The 19839-nt window shown below is 28.8% G+C and carries 26 protein-coding genes; all 26 read left to right on the top strand.

The annotated features are described in order from the left end of the window. Nucleotides 1-1622, top strand: a 1622-nt coding sequence (locus ACRDDY_RS06420) for a phage head morphogenesis protein (RefSeq protein ID WP_438564145.1), incomplete at its 5' end; no start/stop codon positions are given. Beyond that, the gene (locus ACRDDY_RS06425) at nucleotides 1622-1858 is read left to right on the top strand and encodes a hypothetical protein (RefSeq protein ID WP_438564146.1); all 237 of its coding nucleotides are present in this window, start codon (nucleotides 1622-1624) and stop codon (nucleotides 1856-1858) included. The genes ACRDDY_RS06420 and ACRDDY_RS06425, both read left to right, overlap by 1 nt. Next, on the top strand, nucleotides 1836-2411 hold the full coding sequence (locus ACRDDY_RS06430) for a phage virion morphogenesis protein (RefSeq protein WP_438564147.1): 576 nt from the start codon (nucleotides 1836-1838) through the stop codon (nucleotides 2409-2411). Before ACRDDY_RS06425 ends, ACRDDY_RS06430 begins: the two co-directional genes overlap by 23 nt. Before the next feature lie 84 nt (nucleotides 2412-2495). Continuing rightward, nucleotides 2496-3431, top strand: coding sequence for a hypothetical protein (locus ACRDDY_RS06435; RefSeq protein WP_438564148.1), 936 nt, complete (start codon nucleotides 2496-2498; stop codon nucleotides 3429-3431). 11 nt (nucleotides 3432-3442) lie between these two features. After that, nucleotides 3443-3823 (top strand): hypothetical protein, encoded by a 381-nt coding sequence (locus tag ACRDDY_RS06440; protein WP_438564149.1) that lies wholly within the window; start codon nucleotides 3443-3445, stop codon nucleotides 3821-3823. Next, nucleotides 3823-4785: a hypothetical protein gene (locus ACRDDY_RS06445; protein ID WP_438564150.1), complete on the top strand. Its 963-nt coding sequence runs from the start codon at nucleotides 3823-3825 to the stop codon at nucleotides 4783-4785. Before ACRDDY_RS06440 ends, ACRDDY_RS06445 begins: the two co-directional genes overlap by 1 nt. An 8-nt stretch (nucleotides 4786-4793) precedes the next feature. After that, nucleotides 4794-5171, top strand: a complete 378-nt coding sequence (locus ACRDDY_RS06450) for a hypothetical protein (protein WP_438564151.1) — start codon at nucleotides 4794-4796, stop codon at nucleotides 5169-5171. After that, nucleotides 5168-5638 carry a hypothetical protein gene (locus ACRDDY_RS06455; protein WP_438564152.1) on the top strand — a complete coding sequence of 157 codons (471 nt, stop codon included), beginning with the start codon at nucleotides 5168-5170 and terminating at the stop codon, nucleotides 5636-5638. Before ACRDDY_RS06450 ends, ACRDDY_RS06455 begins: the two co-directional genes overlap by 4 nt. Beyond that, on the top strand, nucleotides 5639-6790 hold the full coding sequence (locus tag ACRDDY_RS06460; RefSeq protein ID WP_438564153.1) for a hypothetical protein: 1152 nt from the start codon (nucleotides 5639-5641) through the stop codon (nucleotides 6788-6790). It abuts the gene before it with no gap. After that, nucleotides 6791-7225, top strand: coding sequence for a phage tail tube protein (locus ACRDDY_RS06465; RefSeq protein WP_438510816.1), 435 nt, complete (start codon nucleotides 6791-6793; stop codon nucleotides 7223-7225). Nucleotides 7226-7243: 18 nt separating this feature from the next. Further along, nucleotides 7244-7696, top strand: coding sequence for a hypothetical protein (locus tag ACRDDY_RS06470; RefSeq protein ID WP_438510817.1), 453 nt, complete (start codon nucleotides 7244-7246; stop codon nucleotides 7694-7696). 160 nt (nucleotides 7697-7856) lie between these two features. Further along, nucleotides 7857-10136, top strand: a complete 2280-nt coding sequence (locus ACRDDY_RS06475; RefSeq protein WP_438564154.1) for a hypothetical protein — start codon at nucleotides 7857-7859, stop codon at nucleotides 10134-10136. Between the two features lie 9 nt (nucleotides 10137-10145). Further along, nucleotides 10146-10868, top strand: a complete 723-nt coding sequence (locus tag ACRDDY_RS06480; RefSeq protein ID WP_438509160.1) for a hypothetical protein — start codon at nucleotides 10146-10148, stop codon at nucleotides 10866-10868. Continuing rightward, nucleotides 10840-11793, top strand: a complete 954-nt coding sequence (locus ACRDDY_RS06485; protein ID WP_438564155.1) for an XkdQ/YqbQ family protein — start codon at nucleotides 10840-10842, stop codon at nucleotides 11791-11793. Before ACRDDY_RS06480 ends, ACRDDY_RS06485 begins: the two co-directional genes overlap by 29 nt. Further along, nucleotides 11786-12235: a DUF2577 family protein gene (locus ACRDDY_RS06490; RefSeq protein ID WP_438509162.1), complete on the top strand. Its 450-nt coding sequence runs from the start codon at nucleotides 11786-11788 to the stop codon at nucleotides 12233-12235. The genes ACRDDY_RS06485 and ACRDDY_RS06490 overlap by 8 nt, the downstream gene beginning before the upstream one ends. Before the next feature lie 11 nt (nucleotides 12236-12246). Continuing rightward, complete coding sequence (locus tag ACRDDY_RS06495; protein ID WP_438564156.1) at nucleotides 12247-12708, top strand: DUF2634 domain-containing protein; 462 nt, start codon at nucleotides 12247-12249, stop codon at nucleotides 12706-12708. Next, complete coding sequence (locus ACRDDY_RS06500) at nucleotides 12705-13742, top strand: baseplate J/gp47 family protein (RefSeq protein WP_438564157.1); 1038 nt, start codon at nucleotides 12705-12707, stop codon at nucleotides 13740-13742. The genes ACRDDY_RS06495 and ACRDDY_RS06500 overlap by 4 nt, the downstream gene beginning before the upstream one ends. 10 nt (nucleotides 13743-13752) lie before the next feature. Next, a complete protein-coding gene (locus ACRDDY_RS06505; protein WP_332648708.1) occupies nucleotides 13753-14118 on the top strand; it encodes a phage tail fiber protein in 366 nt (121 codons plus the stop codon). Then, nucleotides 14118-14807 carry a putative phage tail protein gene (locus ACRDDY_RS06510; RefSeq protein WP_438508916.1) on the top strand — a complete coding sequence of 230 codons (690 nt, stop codon included), beginning with the start codon at nucleotides 14118-14120 and terminating at the stop codon, nucleotides 14805-14807. Before ACRDDY_RS06505 ends, ACRDDY_RS06510 begins: the two co-directional genes overlap by 1 nt. Then, nucleotides 14789-16795: a phage baseplate protein gene (locus ACRDDY_RS06515; RefSeq protein ID WP_438564158.1), complete on the top strand. Its 2007-nt coding sequence runs from the start codon at nucleotides 14789-14791 to the stop codon at nucleotides 16793-16795. The genes ACRDDY_RS06510 and ACRDDY_RS06515 overlap by 19 nt, the downstream gene beginning before the upstream one ends. 12 nt (nucleotides 16796-16807) lie before the next feature. Continuing rightward, nucleotides 16808-17416 (top strand): hypothetical protein, encoded by a 609-nt coding sequence (locus tag ACRDDY_RS06520; RefSeq protein WP_438564159.1) that lies wholly within the window; start codon nucleotides 16808-16810, stop codon nucleotides 17414-17416. Nucleotides 17417-17458: 42 nt separating this feature from the next. Beyond that, complete coding sequence (locus tag ACRDDY_RS06525; RefSeq protein ID WP_438564160.1) at nucleotides 17459-18178, top strand: DNA-methyltransferase; 720 nt, start codon at nucleotides 17459-17461, stop codon at nucleotides 18176-18178. Next, nucleotides 18175-18453 carry a hypothetical protein gene (locus ACRDDY_RS06530; RefSeq protein WP_438510911.1) on the top strand — a complete coding sequence of 93 codons (279 nt, stop codon included), beginning with the start codon at nucleotides 18175-18177 and terminating at the stop codon, nucleotides 18451-18453. The genes ACRDDY_RS06525 and ACRDDY_RS06530 overlap by 4 nt, the downstream gene beginning before the upstream one ends. A gap of 121 nt (nucleotides 18454-18574) precedes the next feature. Further along, a complete protein-coding gene (locus ACRDDY_RS06535) occupies nucleotides 18575-18820 on the top strand; it encodes a hypothetical protein (RefSeq protein WP_297636649.1) in 246 nt (81 codons plus the stop codon). A 39-nt stretch (nucleotides 18821-18859) separates the two neighbouring features. Further along, on the top strand, nucleotides 18860-19306 hold the full coding sequence (locus tag ACRDDY_RS06540) for a hypothetical protein (protein ID WP_438510910.1): 447 nt from the start codon (nucleotides 18860-18862) through the stop codon (nucleotides 19304-19306). A 131-nt stretch (nucleotides 19307-19437) separates the two neighbouring features. Continuing rightward, nucleotides 19438-19614 carry an AbrB/MazE/SpoVT family DNA-binding domain-containing protein gene (locus ACRDDY_RS06545; protein WP_438510909.1) on the top strand — a complete coding sequence of 59 codons (177 nt, stop codon included), beginning with the start codon at nucleotides 19438-19440 and terminating at the stop codon, nucleotides 19612-19614. Nucleotides 19615-19839 lie beyond the last annotated feature (225 nt).

Raw genomic sequence — 19839 nt, forward strand, 5'->3', positions numbered from 1 at the left:
AAGTTATATCTAAAAATATATATAAAGGTACTGATAAAATAAAAAACATAAGAGATATAAAGAAAATATCTATTGATTATAGTATCTTAGAAGAGTTTTTTATTTTAAGTAAAATTTTAGGTTATATTAATTCAAAAAACACATTTTTCCGACCGTCGGAATTTTCAAAAGATATAAATATATTTGATTTAGAGTTCCATGATGCAATAAATTATTTAACAACAAAAGAATTAATTGATATTAACACTGTTGAAGAAATAACAGAGGAAATTAGAAATAATTTTATTTGGGTAAAAAAATCTAATGACTTAGAGATAACTAAAAAAATATTTAATCAACTTGAGAAACATATGGAAAATGGTGGAACATTTAAAAGTTTTAAAGAAGATATTAAAGTATATTTAGATAAATCTGGGCTTGGCCAAGATGGATATTATTTACAAAATGTATTTAGAACAAATTTAATGAGTGCATATAATGCTGGTGCTTACAAACAACAGATGGAAGTAACAGATGATTTTCCATATTGGATGTATGACTCTGTAATAGATGATGGAACAACTGAAACTTGTAAAAAATTAGATGGTGTAATATATAGAGCAGATGATCCTATTTGGGATTCTATTTATCCACCAAATCATTATGGATGTAGAGGTGCTGTTATTCCGCTTAGTTATGAAGATATAAAAGAGAATAACTATAAAGTTTCAAAACAAAAATTTGATTTAGATTTAAAAGAGTTTGAAGGAAATCCAGCTAAACATTATTTTGAAAACTTAAAAAATAGTGTAACAAAAAAAGAAAAAGAAGTAGATTTTTTATCTAGAAAACTGGAGATTATTGAAAATGCAAAACCTTATATGGAGAGATTTGAAATAAATAAATTTAAACCAGCAGTAGAAAGAGAAATCGTTACAAAAATAAATAAAAGATTAGGTAATGATTCTGTAATTTCACATAAATCAATGCAAGCTTATGGCTCAACAGGTTTTTCTAGGGATGGAAGAGTAACTAATATTACTTTTAAAACTGGAGACAAAAGAAGTACAGAAAGTAAAATAAAAACCATGTTCCATGAATTATTTCATGCAAGTGCAAATGATTATAAAAATCTTGTTTATCATGAGTTAGAAGAAACTATGGCAGAAACAATAGGAACTTATCTTGCAGAAGCTCATGGAGCGACATATAAAGAAATTTCAAGTTCATATATAGAAATTCTAGTAGATTCTTTACCTAAATTAAAAAAATTAGATCAATTCAAATCAGCTAAAACTATTTCTGATTTTGGTAAAAAGCTTTTAGAGATTGGTAGAATTGATATGCTTTCTATTTTAAATAAAAACACTATAATGTTTAAAGAAATTAAAAATCCTCAAAAACTAGTAGATTATATTTTAAAATATGATTTAGATATAATTAAAAGTAGTGAGATAAAAGATATTTATAAGAAATTTATTACTAATTCACTAAAAGGAAAATATTCGGATGAAGTTATAGAAAATTATTTTAACAATAATTACAATAAATTTATTGAAAAAATTGAAAAAAAAGATTATAGTATAAGTAGTTATGAAGCTGTTTATTTTATAAATGCTTTATTCAAAAAGGAGGTTTTATAATGGATAAATTTATAGAATTAGATTTACAAGGTAAACTCCAGGAGATAGAGGCAAGTTTAAAAGATAAGAATAAATTTAATGAGTATCAGCTTTATTACAATTCTTTATGCCAAAAAGATACCTTCTTAGTGGATGAAATAACTGAAGTTAATAAAACTTTTAAAGAGAAGTTAGAAGCTGATGGAGAGCAAGAGTTTTTAGAAGCATTAATAAATGTTGGTTTTTTTGATGAGTAAGCCTTTAGATAGATTAGTTCATTCTATTGCTGAAAAAATAGAAAGAGCTGAAAATTTAGAGCCTTTGTTAAAAACTATTGCTATGGACATACAAAAAGAAACTCAGTTGAATTTTAAAAATCAACGAAGGCCAGATGGTCAAGCTTGGAAAAAAAATAGAAGAGGCGGCCAAACATTAGCAAGAACAGGAATTTTAAAACGAAGTTTTACAACTTATACCTATGGAAATACAGCAGCAGTTGGAACTAATGTCCCGTACGCACGCATACATCAATATGGTGGAGTGATAAAGCCTAAAAGAGGTAAATACTTAGCAATCCCAATAAATAAAAAAGCTGAAGGAAATTCTCCAAGAGATTTTGATGATACAATTTGTATAAAAGCAAAAAATGCCTTATATATTGTTAGGAAGCTTGATAAAAAAGGAAAAAATTTAGAATTCTTATATAAACTCCAAAAAGAAGTTATTGTTCCTGAAAGGAAATTTTTAGGAATAAATGATAAAATGAAAAATAAGTATGCGAACTTAACAAAAAAGCATATTTTTAAATAAAAAGAGAGACCTTGAGTCCAGATGTTATACGATTTTTTTCGTATACTCTGGACTTTTTTTATTTTCTCACTGGAGGTGATAATTATGAGTAAAAAAAGAGTAAAAGTTTTTTCAAGTGGAAATTATCCTCAAGGTGATTATCCACCAGAAAGAGTAAAAAAAATATTTGGTAATGCTACAAAGTCGAATGCTATTTTCATCCACACTTCAAAATGGAAAGGGAATTCACCGCCTAAAGTTGGAGAATTTTCTGGATTTGAATTAGTTAATAACGGTAATAAAGTAGATGTTTTTGCAAATATAGAATTGAATGAAAAGGGAAAAGTGTATCATTCTGACAATATTTTTAAAGGAATATCTGTTGAAATACCAGGAGATAAATTAACTAATATAGCTTTATTGCCATTGGGGGTTAATCCAGCTGTTGAAGGGGCAGAGTTTGAAGAAAACTCATTTATAGAACCATCTGATTTAGAATTTGAGGAGGCCAAAGGAATTATGAAATTTGAAGATGTATTATCATTTATATTTGCAACACAATTAACAGTTGAGCAGTTAACTCAACTAATGAGAAGTTTACAGTTAAAAGTTACAGACAAACAAGCTGTTTATAATTTAGCTAGAGAGTTTGCCGCTGAAAGAGTTGAAATAGCAGCAATAGAAGAGGTTAATCCTAAAACTGCAGCCGAAATAGAAAAAGAGTTTGAAGAAAAATTTGAAAAGAAATTAAAAGCTAAAGAGTCAGCAGCAGAGTTTATGAAAACAAATAATAATAAGATTACTCCAGCTATGAAAGAAATTCTAACAGAAGTAAAGATAGAAACACTTTATCTAAATTCAGATACAAACAACTATGAGTTTGCTGGAAAGAAAGAGTCTCCAATTGAATTCTTGACAGCTATTTTTGAAAAAATGCCAGAGATATTAAAGGAAGGTCAAGTTATTACAGAGTTTGAAGGTAAAAAAGAAAAAGAAGAAACTCCACAAGAGTATGCAGCAAGAATACATGGTGGAAATTAAGGAGGTTAAATATGCCAAGAGTTATTAGAGAGAGGGTTGAACCTCAAAATTTAGTTTTGAAGAGATATAGAGGCGATAGAAATTACACTATAGCTGGTTCTGAAACAGAATTAAAACATGGACAAGCTATGGCTATAAAAGCAACTGATGGGAAATTATATCCATATGATAAAGCTGGAGCGGATGGTTTGAATATCCCAATTGGAATTTATGTTGGTAGTAATAAAACTTCTTCAACAGATTTTAAGGGATCTATTACTACTTCAGCTGACGTTTTAAAAGATAAGGTTGTAGGAATAGAATTTGCAACAGATTTTAATGCAATTATAGAATTACAAAAGATGGGAACATTTCTACTAGATGCAATTGAAGGTAAAGAGGTGAATGAATAATGAATAAAACGATGATAATGATAATAGCTTTGATTTCTGCTGCGAAGTATAACTATCCTCAGCCATATTTAAATAAATTTACAGCAAGTAATAATTATTATGAGTCTATAACAGAAAAAATTAGATTAGATGATTTATACAGCCATTTTACTGAAGCTGGTGTTGTTAATAGAAACGATGAGTTACCAATCATAAAAGTTAATGGATTCGACAAACTAGAAGTGGAACCGCCAATAGTTGGAGGAGAAATTCCTTATTCAGCTTCAGATTTATTAGTATTAGCAGCTGGTGTTCCAGAATATACAACAGATGGCAAAATGTTAACATCTGAGGAAGCATTAAAGAAAAAGTATTCAACAATTTTAAAAGCTGCAATTGAAAATAGAAAAGAGGTAATGGCAGGAGATATTTTTTTAACTGGAAAAACACTAGGTCCTCATGGAGAGGAAATTGATATGGGCTTAGAAGATGAAAAATCGTTAACTTTAACAGGTAAAAATGTAACAGATGAAATTACTGCGATGATTTCAGAATACTATACTAAACATTCGATTATTCCGACTGTTGATGTAGGAATAAACATTTTCAATAAAATAAAAAATGAAGCATTAAATGCTAAACAAAACATAAATAAAGTTACTGTTCATGGAAATCCAGCTGACCCAACTAATATGTTTTTAACTATAAATGATAATATGAGAATAGGATTATTATCAATACATAAAAAAATAGATCCTGCTAATAAAATAATTATGTCTAATCCTTTTGTTATGGGATTAGCTTTTGCTGGATTAACATATGGAAATACTAAAACTAATAATGTTGAAGTTGTAAAAGCTAGATTATTAGCAAATGAAACAAGAGTTAGTGATCAAGGTTCTAAAGGTTTATGGGCTAAATCAGCTCCTCTTCCTCTTGTTATTAATGTTAAGCAGTTTGAAAGATATAATGTAACTTTATAGGTGGTTTTATGAATAAAATTCCTATTTTAAAAGTTGAAGATTTTTTAACAGAAAGAATAGCTTATGATATATGTGATTTTTTAGGGAAATCAAGAGATGATTTAACTATTTTAGTAGAAGGAGAGTCTAGTGAGGATAAAACCTCACTGAACTCCAAAGCTGTTGCTTATATTAACTTTAGGCTTGGAAAGCATATTTCAAAAGTAGATGAAGAAAAATGGTTGATATTAAAGGAAAACTATATATTTTGGAAACTTTATGAAATGGCAAATATAGCTCAGGATTTACCTGTAAAAGATAAAAAAAGAGAGTTAGATGAACTTTTAAAAACACTTGTAGATGAAGAAGCTACTAAATATCAGAAAAAAGGAGTTATTGTAATATGATAAGATGTGGCTTAAATACTAGGTTATTAGAGATTCAAAATAACTTATTAAAGATTAAATCTCAATATAGGTTTGGGATTGTTGATGATGTTGATGAATTTAAATTTACTTCTAGATCTATTGGGGTAATTATTGATGGAGAGACAACAAAAAATGGCCAAAGATATGTTAACTTAAGTTTTTATTATTCTGAAAATAAAATAGATAATCAACTTCTAAACTTTAGAGATAAGGTAAGAGAATTTATTGAATTTTTAGATAACAATGAAGATAATGACTTTGATTCATCTAATTTTGAAACAAAAATAGAGTATGGAAATATTGAAGATGAAACTCAAAGAGCAAGTTTGAGAACTGCAATTATAAAAAAAACATATAGAATTACTAATTTATTGATTGATATTGATGATAATGAATATCAAAAAATGAGTGAAAATATATATTTAAAATGTGAGGAGGGGATGTAGATGTCACAAAAATTAAATGGTGTAGTATCCTTCCAGATGATTTTTAAAGAATTATATACTCAGGCTATTATTAGTCAGGGTAATGGAGTTTTAGGGATTTTTTTATCAGATTCAACTAAAACTGATTTTTTAAAAAAATCTTATGTTGATATAAGTCAAGTAAAGGCTGAAGATTGGACTCCTGGAAATTATAAATACCTTAAAGACTTAGCTTTTAAAGGTACACCTAGAAAAGTTGTTGTTTATAGATTTGATGAACCTCAAAGTCTTGAGACTGGTTATCCTGATATGACTCATCTTAATGAGGCTTATAGATTAGCCTCTGAAGAGTGCGATTATTTTGCTTATCCAGGTGGAACAACAGAGGAGCAACAAGCACTTGTTGAAATGGTTAAAAAAGATAGAAGAGTGGATAAAATATTAAATCCATTACAGAAAACAATAAAGTTTTCAACAGCTGGAGTAACAGCTCCAGATATTCCATTTATTATAATGACAAATCAATGGCGAAAGGTAAATGGAACAAAATATACTGCTGTTGAGTATGCATTATGTTTAGCTTCTATTGCCGCAGGACTAGGAATAAAAGGTTCTATGACATATTATAAAGAACCGTGGGTAGAAGAAGCTGAGTTTATAGAAGATGTAAATGCGGCTGTTGGAAATGGATACTTAGTTACTGTACCTCAAACTGATGGGGATAAAATCATCTATAGATTAGAAAGAGGAGTTAACTCAATGACAACTCCAACAGAAACTCAAGGTAGAACATTTTCAAAAGTTAGATTAGTTGCAATAATGGATCAAAATTTAAAAGATATTAAATATACTTATGTCAATTATTATATAGGAAAAAGAGATAACACTTATGAAAATAAATCCCTATTTTGCTCTGCTGTTAATGGCTATTTATTAGGATTTATGAAAGATGGATACTTAGATTCAAACTATTTAAATAAAATGGTTATTGATCTTGATTCTCAAAAAAAATGGGCATTTGAAAATGGGAAAATAACAGAAGAAGAGATGTTGACAATGGATGAATATCGAGCTTTGAGATTAAACACAAAGGATCAAGGTTTTTATAGAATAAAAGAGTTTACACCTGTTGATGTTATGGAAGACACAATAGTTGAAGTAGAGGTGATATAGTTGGAAAAATTCAAACCACGAAATATATTTAATGGAGCTTTTGCAAAACTCTATTTTGATGGTGAAATATTAATGGAAGCTAAGGCTGCAGAAGGAACTATTGAAGGAGATTATGAAGAAATCCCTCTACCAGGTGGAACAAAAGGTCAAGTTTTAAAAGGTAGGAAAGGAGTTGGAAAGTTTACTGTTCACAAGGTTAACTCTATAGAGTTTAAAAAGTTTTTTGCTAACATGAAAGCTGGTAAAGTAACTGACTTTTCTCTTGAAGTAACTTTTGATGGTCCACAAACATTAGGAGCAGAAAGAATTTCTCTTCCAGACTGTGAGTTTACAGGGAATTTAAATCTATTCAACTATTCAGTTGATTCATTAATTGAAAAAGAATTTGAATTTATATTTGATCCTAATACTGCTGATATACCAGAAACTGTTTAAAAATTGGAGGAAATTAATATGGAAAATAAAGATATTAAAGATGAAAATAAAGGTTTAAAAGTAAAGATATCTATTGCGGATGTTATAACAAATGCTGAAAAGTTAGCTGAAAGTTCTAAAGTAAGAAAAAAGAAAATACTTCACTCTAAAAGATTAGAAGATTTGATTGGATGTGGAGGAATTGAGATTGAAAGTATTCCAAATAGAGTGGTTTATGAAGCTGAAACTAAAGAAGAGAATATAGATGTTATGTATTATGGTGGTATACCTGTAGATCCAACCTATATTCTATCAAAAGGAATTTCTAGTCCTATACTTACTACTGACGAAGTTAGAAAAGCTTTTAAAGTAAATACAAATAGAGATTTGTTTAAAAAAATATTCACTGAAGAGGAAATTACAGAAATGGCAACTGCTATTTTGAATTTAAAAGGTGGCTCTTTTACTGTTGAAAAAGAACTAAAAAACTAATTGGCTCTGACTTAACTTTAGCAATGTATGAATTTTTTATACTCAAGGGACATAGGCTTGATTATCTAATGTCCCTTGAAGGACTTGAAAAAGAAACTTTTAAAGCTATTTTTTTAAGGCATGTTGATGCAGTTAATAAGAGCAATAATGGAGGTGGCCAATGAACGATTCGGTTGGAGTTAGTTTTCAAGTTGATACTTCAGAAACTGAGAAAAATTTCAAAAAATTACATTCTGTAGCGAATAATCTAAACGATTCGATGGCTCGAACTATAACTGGCATAGATAATGCCACACAATCTTTCTCTAAGCAAAATACAGAGATTAGAGAGTTAGAGAACTTGTACTCTTTAACTGGTAAAGAATTAAAAAAAGCAAGTGAAGATTGGTATTTATTATCAAAAGAAACAGATGTTTCTAGTGAAAAATTAGAAGAACAAAGAAAAAAAATAAATGAAGCAAGATTAGCTCATCAAATGATGGGTGAAACACTCGAAAATAGTAAAAATAAATTAAAAGAGTTGAAAAAAGAAAGTTCAGGAGTTAATGAATCTTTAAAGATGCCAAATATGGATTTACTAAATCAAAAAAGTTTTGAATTAGCAAGAGGTTTTAATCATATTGGAACAACCTCCCAAGGGACTAGTGCTGATTTAATTAATTTAAAAACTAATATTAATATATTAGATGGCTTTGTTAAAACTTCTGAAAACAATTTGAAAAATTTAACTGCAGAATATTCTGAATTATCTCAAAAAACAGGAACAACTAATAAAGATTTAGAAAATCATAGAAAGAAGATAGTACAAGCTACTAGAAATCACAATGATATGACTAATAGACTTGATTACCTTAATAAAAAGTTAGGTCAGAGTAGAACAGAGGTTAATAATTTATCAAATAGTGTTGAGAAATCTGGAAATTCTTTTAAAACAACAGCTGCAAAAATAACAGGTTATATTGGTGCTGCTGTTGGAATTAGAGAAGCTATCAATTTAGGTAAAAAAAGTATTGAAGTAAATTCCAATATGATTGAAACACAAAATAAGTTTAATGTTGTTTATGGAGAACATAGTAAAGCTGCAAATGCTTGGGCTAAAAATTATACAAATGTATTAGGCATATCTGAATTAAAAACAAAGGAATCTATGGGCGATATTCAAAATCTATTCACTGGTTTTGGGATGGATAGAAAAACTTCAATGAATATGTCTAAAGATATTGTCATGTTAGCAAATGATTTAGATTCCTTTAATAATTTATCTTCAAGAGGAATTGACGTTCATAAAACGATGCAATCTGCATTAATGGGTGAATCAGAGGCAGCAAAAACATTAGGAGCATCTATTTTAGAGCCTCAAATGAATGTTGCTGCAACGGCATTAGGATTTAAAAAATATTCTAACAAAATGGATGAAACCACTAAAATTATGATTAGAATGAAAGCTATTCAGATGCAGAGTAAAGATGCAATAGGTGATACCGCTAGAAATTTAGATACTGAAGTTGGAAAAAGAAGAAGATTAAATAAAGTAACTGAAGATTTTCAAATTATGCTAGGTGAAAAATTAATGCCACTACAATTAAAATATCTTGATACTGGAACAAAAACAATAGAGTTTTTAACAAATAATTTTGATTCTATTGTAAATGTTAGTCAGGCTTTGGGAGTTCTCGGAGCTAGTTATGCCGCATTTAAAATTGGTGCTGTCTTAATGAGTGGTTATCAAAAAATAACTACAGCTCTATCTTTAGCACAACAAGGACAATCTGTTGTTACTGGAATTTTAACTTTGGCACAAACAAAACTTAATGTTGCAATGGCAGCCAATCCTGTTGGGGTAGTTTTAGCTGGTATTACTGCTGTTGTTGGTGCAGGATATTTGCTTTATAAAAATTGGGAAACAATCAAAGAAAAAGCGTATAGCTTATGGGAAGCAATGGACAATAATCCATTTGGTAGAGCAGCAAAATTTATAATTCAGTATTTAACTCCTATTGGCCAATTAACAACAGGTATAAAAAAGCTATATGAATGGTATAAAAAATTTAAAGGTGAAGGAGATCTAGAGAAAGAAGCTCAAATAACTGGTGTTGTTGATTCTCCAGATTTAACTCCAAAACCTGATGGAAGCCATAGAAATGGCCTTACTTCTGTCCCTTTTGATGATTATATGGCTGAACTTCATAAAGGAGAACGAGTTCTAACTGCTGAAGAAAGTAAAGCTTATAATAGTACTATTAACAATAATACTATTAATACATCTAAAATCAACAATATTAATCAAAAGCCACAAAGTAATAAGATTACTATTCAAATTGATAAAATCATTGAAAATATAAACGTAAAGGATTCTAACGAATTAGATTATAAATCGATTGCTTCTAAAGTAATTGAACATATAATTCCTAAATTAGAAATTGCCTTAGCAGAAGTATAGGAGGTGCATATGAATCCATATTTTCAAATAGGAATATCAAATATTAGAGAAATTTATAAAAAAAAATTATTACAAAATCCACTTGTTAAAGGTTTAGTTGATACAGTTGAAGGTATGGATTCAGTTGTTTCTCAACTTTTTCCATCTTCTAGAATTAGGTTTTTAAATACAGATATATTTATAAAAAAAGGTAAATTATATGCTGATGGAGTAGTGTTACTCCATTTTCCTATTGTTCCAACAGAAATCTCTGTTTCTGGTGATGGAAATTCTGAAGAAGTAAATACTCCTATGGGATTAGTAACTTTTTTAGATAAACATGGACTTCAAGAAATTTCATGGAGTTCATTCTTTCCAGCTGATTATGTTAGTTTTTCAAAAAATCAAGGAATATCAGAATGGGAAGCTGTTTCAATTATTGAAAATTTAAGAAAAACCGAAGAACCAATTGATTTAATAATAACAGGAACAGAAATAAATTTAACTGTATCAATAACAAATTTTACCTATACTCAATCTGCAAACGGTAATATTGAGTATAATCTAAGTTTTAAAGAGTTTGTATACCCTAAAGAAATCCCACTAAAAGAGGATAGCAATAGTACTTATTATAAACCACAACAAACACAAGAGAAGAAAATAGGGGTTAAGTATTCTAATAAAGATGGAAAACCTCAATTTACTGAATATAAGAGTATTTATAATGAAGATTTTCTGTCTAACGAACAATAAAAGATATGAAATAACATCTATTGTTAAAGATGGCTTCTCTTGGTCAAAATCAATAGATGAATTTTCACAAAAATTGGAATTTGAAGTTATTGATAAAAAAGTTCCTGGTTATCCAATAAATCCAGTTGAAGAAGGAAGTGTTATCCAAATTTATAATGATGATCTTTTAGAATTTGATGGAATCGTTTTATCAAATGTTGATGATTCTTATAGTGTTGTTGATTTTGCTTTTTATTTTAGTAAAAATGAAGAAATCTATCAATTTAATGAAGTAGCTGCAAATATTTGTGTTGAGGAAGTTATTAAATCTTTAGAAGGTCCTGTTGGAGAAATTGATGCGTCTGATATCTTAATAGACAAAATATATTTTGAAGAAAGTGCTGGTTCTGTTATATCTAAAATTATTGAGGAAATTCAAGTAAAAAGTGGAGAAGAATTTTATTTTTATTATAGAAAAGGACAATTTCATTTTAAAAAATATCCTACTGAAGTAAAAAACTTTGAATTTAATTATTATAACAAAAATTATAATTTAAATTCTTTTGTAAAAAGTATATCTAAATCATCAAGCATTGAAAATATGTATAACTCTGTAAAAGTAGTTATAAAAAACAATAAAGAAGATTATTATACAGAAATTTATTCCGACGGTCGGAATATTAAAAAATATGGAATTATGCAAAAAATAATAACTGTTGAAGCTGAAAAAAGTGAAGATAGTAAGCCCGTTGGAGAAAACTTTTTAAAAGCAAATTCAAAAGTAACAAAATCTTTATCACTTACAATTCCTTATGTTAAGAACATTTGGGATGGAGATATTTTAAAAATATCTAATGAAGAGTATGAAGTTGATGGATTTTTTAGAGTAATTAGCTTTACAAAAACAATGAAAGAAATAGGATTGGAGTTGATAGAACTTGAATGAATATAGAAATTTTGCAAAACTTATTAAATATTCTCCAAAAAATAAATGGGCTGGAGTTGTTTTAGGAACAGTTGAAGTCGCTCCTCCAGATTTACAAGTTAGAGTAAATCCTAAATTACTTCTTAAAAAGCATCAAATTTGTATAGCAAAAGAAAAAGTAATAGGTTACACTAGAAAATTTAACATTAAAGGTAAAATAAAAGGGTTTACTTTAGAAAATGCAACTATTGAAACAACTTCTTCAAATACTGAAGCTGGTCCAGGTCCTCATAAACATGAGCATGGAATAGTTGAGGGAACTATAACAGGACAAGCTGGAACATTTGAATTTGATGGAACTTTAAAATGGACTGATGAACTTAAAGTTGGAGAACAAGTTATATTGATACCAACCAATCAAAACTCTATTTTCTTTTTACTAGATACAAGCTTTTACTATTAAGGAGGTGGGTGATGTTTCCAGAAATATTAAATGTTGTCTTAGATGTTTATAAAAGTGAAGAAACTACATCTAAAAAAAATATTGATAATCTAATAGATATCAAATGGAATTTTGATGAAAATAAAACAGTTATTAAAAATGGTATTCCTTGTGATTTGATAGATAAAAGAGAGATTGTTAAACAATGGATTAAAAAATGTTTTATGACTTCTAAAAATACTTATCAAACTTATATAGTTAATGAAAGTACTCTTCCTTTTGGAATTCCTTTAAAAAACTATATTGGTAAAAATATAAAAATGAATTTAATTATCTCTGAAATGAAAAAAGAGATTAAAGAAATGATGCTAAAATTTCCATACATAGCAGAAGTTAGAGATGTTGTTGTTATTCAAATAAAAGATAAACTTTTTATATTTTATACAGTTATAACAACTGATAACCAACAATTAATAGGTGATGATTTATTATGAAAAATATTATAAGTAGAATGGTGGCCAATATCTCTAAATATTTTAGTACTGAAGAGGGAACTTATACAAAAGATATTGTAATAAATCCAATAGCAATAGAACTAAAAAATACTTCTGAAAAAGTTGCTGAAACAATGAGTAAAAGATTTAGTGGTGATGCAACTGGTAATGACTTAGATATTATTTGCCAAGATGATGGAATTTATAGAATACCTGCTATTAAAGCAACTGGAAAAGCTAAAGTTAGTGGGTTGAATGGATATTTTGTTAGAAAAGGCATGAAATTAGTTAGGAAAGATAGTGTTACATACACAATTATTGAAGATAAAGAAATAGTTAATATTTCAACAGTAGTTAATATTGAATGTGATGTTCCTGGAACAAATGGAAACTGCTCTATTGGTGACATAACAAAATTTAGTATGAACTATCCTGGGCTAAATCATGTTATCAATGAAGAACCTATTGTAAATGGAAAAGATGAAGAAACGGATGAAGAGTTACATCAAAGAAGAAATCAACAAATTTCTTCCCCCGCTACAAGTTGGAATCAACACTGGTTTAAAAATGAAGCTTTAAAAATTCCGACGGTCGGAATTGCAAATTGTATTCCACGACCTACTGGAGCTGGAACAGTAAAGTTAATTATTGGAACAAATGATTACGAACCTTCAACTTCAGAAGATTGTCAAAAGGTTCTATCTCATTTAGAAGAACAATTTTTAAATGATATTACAATTACAGTTGTTCCATTAAAAAAGAAAAAATTAAATATTTCAATTGAAGCTATTCTTAGTTCTGACTTTGATTCTGATTCAGCTAAAAATTTAATAATTGAAAATTTAAATGAATATTTCAAAGCAGCTCTTTTTAAAAGTAGAACTCTATATTATTCTTATATTTTGGAAGTATTAACACATTGTAAAGCTATTAATACTGTTAAAAATGTAACTATTAATAGTGCTAAAGAGAACATCGTTGTAAATGATGATGAATTAGCTTATATTGATTCAACAAGTATAAATTTAAATTAAGGAGGAAATTATGCCTTTAACAAACTATGAGGCCAATAAGTATATAAATGACAGACTAACAAATGGAAAATTTGTAGGACTTTTAAAGAGTGATCCTGGTTTTAATGGAGATATTTCCTCTGAAGTTTCAGCAACAGAGTACAGAAGACAGGCGATAACTTTTCTAGCTGGAGCAGAAGGAAGAACTCACAATAGAGATGAAATTTCTTTTCCTATCGCTTCTAGCAACTGGGGAACTATTAAATTTATTGGTATTTTTGATGCTGCAACTGGGGGAAATTTAATATCTTATTCTAAGTTAAATTATGAAAGAGAAATTAGATCTGCAGATAGATACATTATTCCAGAAGGTTATAATATCTTTGAGGTTAGATAATGTTCCTAAAAAAATATGTTCTAGAAAATGAAGAATATAATGCTCTTGATTTAGTAAATCATGTTACTGCAGAGTATTCTTTCAACTGGGGGTATCTTGATAATATTAGTAATACTGCTAATCAAAAAATTTATGATTACAGCGAATCTGTTTTACAAAAAATAAATTTTAATAATATTGTTTTGGATGTAGTTGTATCTAAAGCTTATCTTCAGAAACTTTTATCTTATATTCCTGAATATGCAAGAAAAGATGAATATATAAATGTTATATATAAAGCTTATGAAGAGGAACTTCTAAATCTCGATTATGAAATTCAAAAATTAGAAAAAGATTTGAATATTTCAACAGCTATAAGTACTTTGAATTATTTAGAAGATGAATACAGAGTATTTAATAATATAAATTTAGGAATAATTTTTAGAAGGAATACAATAATCGCCAAAAGAATTGCTAAAAATTTAAATACGAATAAGGACTCTATAATAAGATATTCAAATCTATTTTTATTAGGAGATCCAAAAAGTATTGAAAATAAAAAGAATGAATTTAAGCTAGTTATACACTATGATTCAATAAATAATTCTGAGTATTTAGAAAGATTTAAAGACTTTATAGAAGAAATTATACCAGCTTATTACGTTTTAGAAATAAATACAGGAGGAGAACTATGGCAAACCAACAAATAGATAATATTGAAGATATAAATGAAGCCATAAATCCAATCACACCACCAATTGATGGCCAAGAAGGATTAGAGATGCTTGGCCATAACAGAAACCAACCTGTTGTCTTATCAAGATTTTCAAGATCTTTCTTTAAAATTTATTCACATTTAATTTCTTTACATTCATCTGTTAAAAATTTAGGACAAAATAAATTGGATAAAGGTGGATATGATGGAACTGCATTAGAATTAAAAAATTGGTTAGTCGCCAACTACACAACTTTGATGAATAATATTAGAGATACTTTAACTAATATGATAAATTTGAAATTACCTCATGGAGGATATAATGGAAGTGGTCAGCAATTAAAAAATGAGATAGATACAAAAGTTTCAAAATCAGGTGACACAATGACAGGTCTACTTCAAATGAACGCCCCAATTCAATCTGCAGGGTATATGAGTGATCATGGAGCTATCGCCAACTTAGGAGGTGGTTCATTTAGATTTGGGACTGCAGGTTTAAATTGGCGTATAGGTGTTAAAGGTAGTGACGGACATCTTGGGGTTTGGACACAACAAGATGATACAATACTATTTCAACCTTATAATTTTAGCCCAGAAGGTAGATTAACTGCACAAGGTGGGCTTATATTACCTCAATCTAATCAAGCCTCTATAAATGTTAAAGGTATATGTGGAGGTTATAATCAAGCTGTAGGGTTTAACTGTGGTTTAAATGTAAGTAATGCAAATGGCGCTCTAGATGCTCTAGTAGTCCCCAAAGATACTTCAACTTTCACCCCAATGTCAAAAATACAGACAGTTACAGAAGGAGTTGGATATACAACAAGGTATGTTATGGGTACTCTATCCACTGAAGGAAATTATGGTAGATACCAACTTTTAGCTTTTGGTGATGATCCTGGTAATTTACTGAGTTCTTGGACATGGGATATGAATGATGGGACATTTGAAACAAATAAGTTAAAAGTTCATGGTACTTCCACATTTTCTACAGAAATAGTTTCAAGTGCACATACCATGCTACGTTCATCTGTTACAGGTATGCATTTACATTCAAATGGTAATGCAATTGGATTTCTAAGTAGCTCTGGTGGGTGGATTTTTAGAGTAGATCAAGTAACAGGTGAAGTTATTAGTGGTTATAACTCGGTTACAATGCCTACTGGTCTAAGAATGTATTCGGCAGGAGATTCAATAGGATTTTTAGGAACAGACACTAACTGGAAACTTAGAATAGATAATAATGGTAACACTTTTTCCGAAGGTAAAGTAGACGCAAAAGGTGGTAAGATGGAAGGCTATCTTAATAGTCTTGTAGGAGACTATGCAGGGTTTAAATCTACATCTTCTGGTGTACTTGAAAATAGATACGCTAGTGGTATCTCATGGAACGATACACCTACTAATAGTGGATTTGATATTAAAGCTGAGTTAGGACTCCTAAGACCTAATACTAATCCTGGTGATTGGGGAAAAATTACTTTGTCAAGTATTGTAAATAGAGACACAGGTACAGTAAAGACTTGGGAATTTGGAATGCAAGATGGTAGTTTTAATTGTCCTGGAGTTGTAACTTCACAAGGTTCTGAAGTTTTAACTTTTGCAAATGCAAATAGATATTGTCCACACAGAGTTGGTGACATAATAGAATCAACAAGTGCTGAACACCCTGCTTCAACTTGGTTAGGAACAGGTTGGGAAAGATATGGTAATGGAATGGTAGTTGTTGGAGTTAGTGAAGGAGAAAGAGAATTTGCAAGTGCAGGGCAAACAGGTGGAGCTAAGTATGTTTCATTAACGGCTGCACAAAATGGACCTCATGAGCACCATGTAACAACTGTAACTGCAGGAAATGGATGGTATGGACAAGGTGGAAATTTAGGTGGATTTGGAGCTGTTGCAACTGGAGCTTCAGGAAACGGTGAAGCTCATAATAATATACAACCATATGTTACATTATATAGATGGATAAGAGTAAGTTGATTAGGAGGAAGAATGAAAAAATTTATATTAAGTAAAAAAAATGCTATACAAAATAAAGTTATTTGCTATGAAGTAGTTGAAAATGATGAAGTTGTTATATTTGAAGGTAATGATATACCACATTTTATAACTTGGGATGAAAGCTTACAAAATATAAGAGAAGCTAATTTATCAGAACTAGTAGAAAGAGGCGATTATATAGTTCCAGAAGGATTTAAATTAGTAGGAGAAGAAATTGTAGAAATGACAGTAGATGAAAAAAAGATAAATGGAATTATACCTTTAGAAGATAATGAAATTATTGAAAACGGAGCAATTAAAATTTTATCAGATTATGAAATGGTAGCTACAGGAAAAAAAGAGTTATTACCAGGACAATATTTAAATCATGAAACAAAAGAAATATTATCTAAAGAATACCCAAATGATGAAAAAATTTATAAATGGGAAAATGAAGCGTGGATTATAGACATAGAAAAAACAAAGGCTTTAAAACAAGAACTACAAAATAAAATAGTAGAATTAGAAAATAAAAAATTGATATACACAAATAAAGGATGGGATTCAGCAGATATTGATACTGAAATATTGATACTAGAAGAACAACTAAAAAATTTATAAAAAATAGACAAGTTAATCAAACACTTGATGGAGGTAGGTACAATGAAAATAAATTTATATAACAATGAAACTATAAAGGTAATGGATGAATTTATAGAAAAAGGAATAATAGTAGATGCTATTATTTGTGATCCACCTTATGGAACAACCGCTTGTGAATGGGATAAAATCCTAGATTTTAATGAAATGTGGCCAAGATTATTAAAACTTATCAAACCAACTGGAGCAATAGTTTTATTTGGAGCACAACCATTCACAGCAAAACTAATCAATTCAAAATCAGATTTATTTAGATATGAATACATCTGGGAAAAATCAAGAGCTACAAATTTCTTAAATGCTAAAAAAATGCCAATGAGAAAGCATGAAAATATTTTAGTATTTTACCAAAAATTATGTACCTATAATCCACAAGGATTGATTGAAGTAAATCAAGAAATAAAAGGAAAAAGAAAAAAGAGTGGAGTCTATAGAGAAACCTCATCTAATGATTATATAAAAACTCACACCAACTACCCTCACTCTATTTTAAAATTTCCTTCTTTAAGTAATGGAGTGCATCCAACTCAAAAACCTTTAGATTTAATGGAGTTTTTAGTAAAAACTTATACAAATGAAGGTGAAACAGTTTTAGATTTTACAATGGGATCTGGAAGCACTGGAGTGGCTGCAGTGAAAAATAATAGAAATTTTATAGGAATAGAGTTAGATAAAAAATATTTTGAAATAAGTAAAAAAAGAATTGAGGAGGTTACAAAATGAAAGATTTTTTAATAAATAACCAGGGAATATTAATTCCATTAGCAACAGGACTTATAGGGTATTTGATTCCTAATGATACTTTATACAATATCGGATTTAAAACAAGAAAAAGATGGCCTAAAGATTTAAGAAAGCTTCTATCTGATAAAATGTCATCTTTAGCTAAGGGTATTTATGAAGCTGATTATAGAGGAGATAAAAACTTAGTTGATAATGGTACTGTTAAAAAGATTATAAATAAAACTGAAATTGATTTGGGTTTAGACCAAAAATAAGTTGGGAGTGGGGAGAGGTTAAAATAGATCCATTCAATCATAAAAATAAACTAATAGAGCTTAAAGTTTTTAGAAAAGCTAATTCTATTAGAGAATTATTTAAGTTTTGATAGGAGAACATATGGAAGATATTAAATTAATAGCATCAATATTAGGTGCAATAGCTGGGGGATTCTTAGGATATCACAAATATATGATGTTTCAAATAGATAAAAAAGTAGATCAAAAGTTATATGATAAAGAAGTGGACCATATTACAACAAATTCAAAAAATAATTTTACAAATTTAAATGATAAGATTGTAACTTTAGCTGAAGATGTAAAAATTATAAAAACACATATTTTAAGTGTTTTAAATAATAAATAACACAATTTTTAAAGAAAAAATCTCAAAAAGGAGGATTTTATGCATAAATGTAAATATTTTAAAGCAAAAGAATTAGTATCTCCAGAAGTTTATAAAATCTATGGTGAAAACTCTATTAAATACATAGATAAAAATATCTTAATATTTTTAGATACACTTAGAGAAGATTTAGGAGTTCCTATCTTGGTTAATCGGCCAAGTGTTGGAATTACACAAAGAGGATTAAGAACTACTGTTGATGCTATTGTTAAAGATAAAGTTAAAAATAACAAGCTATATTTATCGGGTCATGTTCTTGGAAAAGCTATAGATTTTGAAGTTCCTGGAATGAATGTGCAAGAAATCTATAATAAAATTATCAATAATCCTAAAAAGTATAATATGATTACTAGAATTGAGACTTCTAAGGTAACTATTCCAAAAGGATATATTCATGTTGATACAATCCCAACTGACAAAGAAGGAATCTATGTATTCAATCCATAAAAAGTAAGGTTTTTAAGCCTTGCTTTTTTTATTTTCCGACGGTCGGAAAAAAAATAAAAAAAACTGTTGACGACCTGTCAAAAATGTATTATACTTAGTTTATAATGACAACCCGTCAAAAGGAGGACTTCATGGAAAAAAGAAGTTTAAAAATTTCATTTATGAAAAGTGGTAGTGGAAGTACTTCATCAAGAATTACTCTTCCAATAACATGGATAAAAAAAATGGGATTAGATATAGATAATAGAGAAGTTGAAGTTAGCTTTAATGAAAAAGATAATTCAATTAAAATTGAGCCAAAAAAATAATTTAAAATAAAAAAGGAGTCTCTAAAGACTCCAATTGAGTAGATATGAATACCTACTGCCTAGACACCAGTATTATATCATATCTACTCTAAAAATAATAGGAGGAGATTATGAATACAAAAACTTTAGAAAATGGAAAAATACAATGCAATTTTAAAGGAGTTAATTTTACAGTAGACTCATTAGATGATGCAATATTAATAGGTTGGGCATTAGGTAGCATGA

It is taken from the genome of Clostridium sp., from assembly GCF_051656525.1.
Classification (GTDB): domain Bacteria; phylum Bacillota; class Clostridia; order Clostridiales; family Clostridiaceae; genus Clostridium.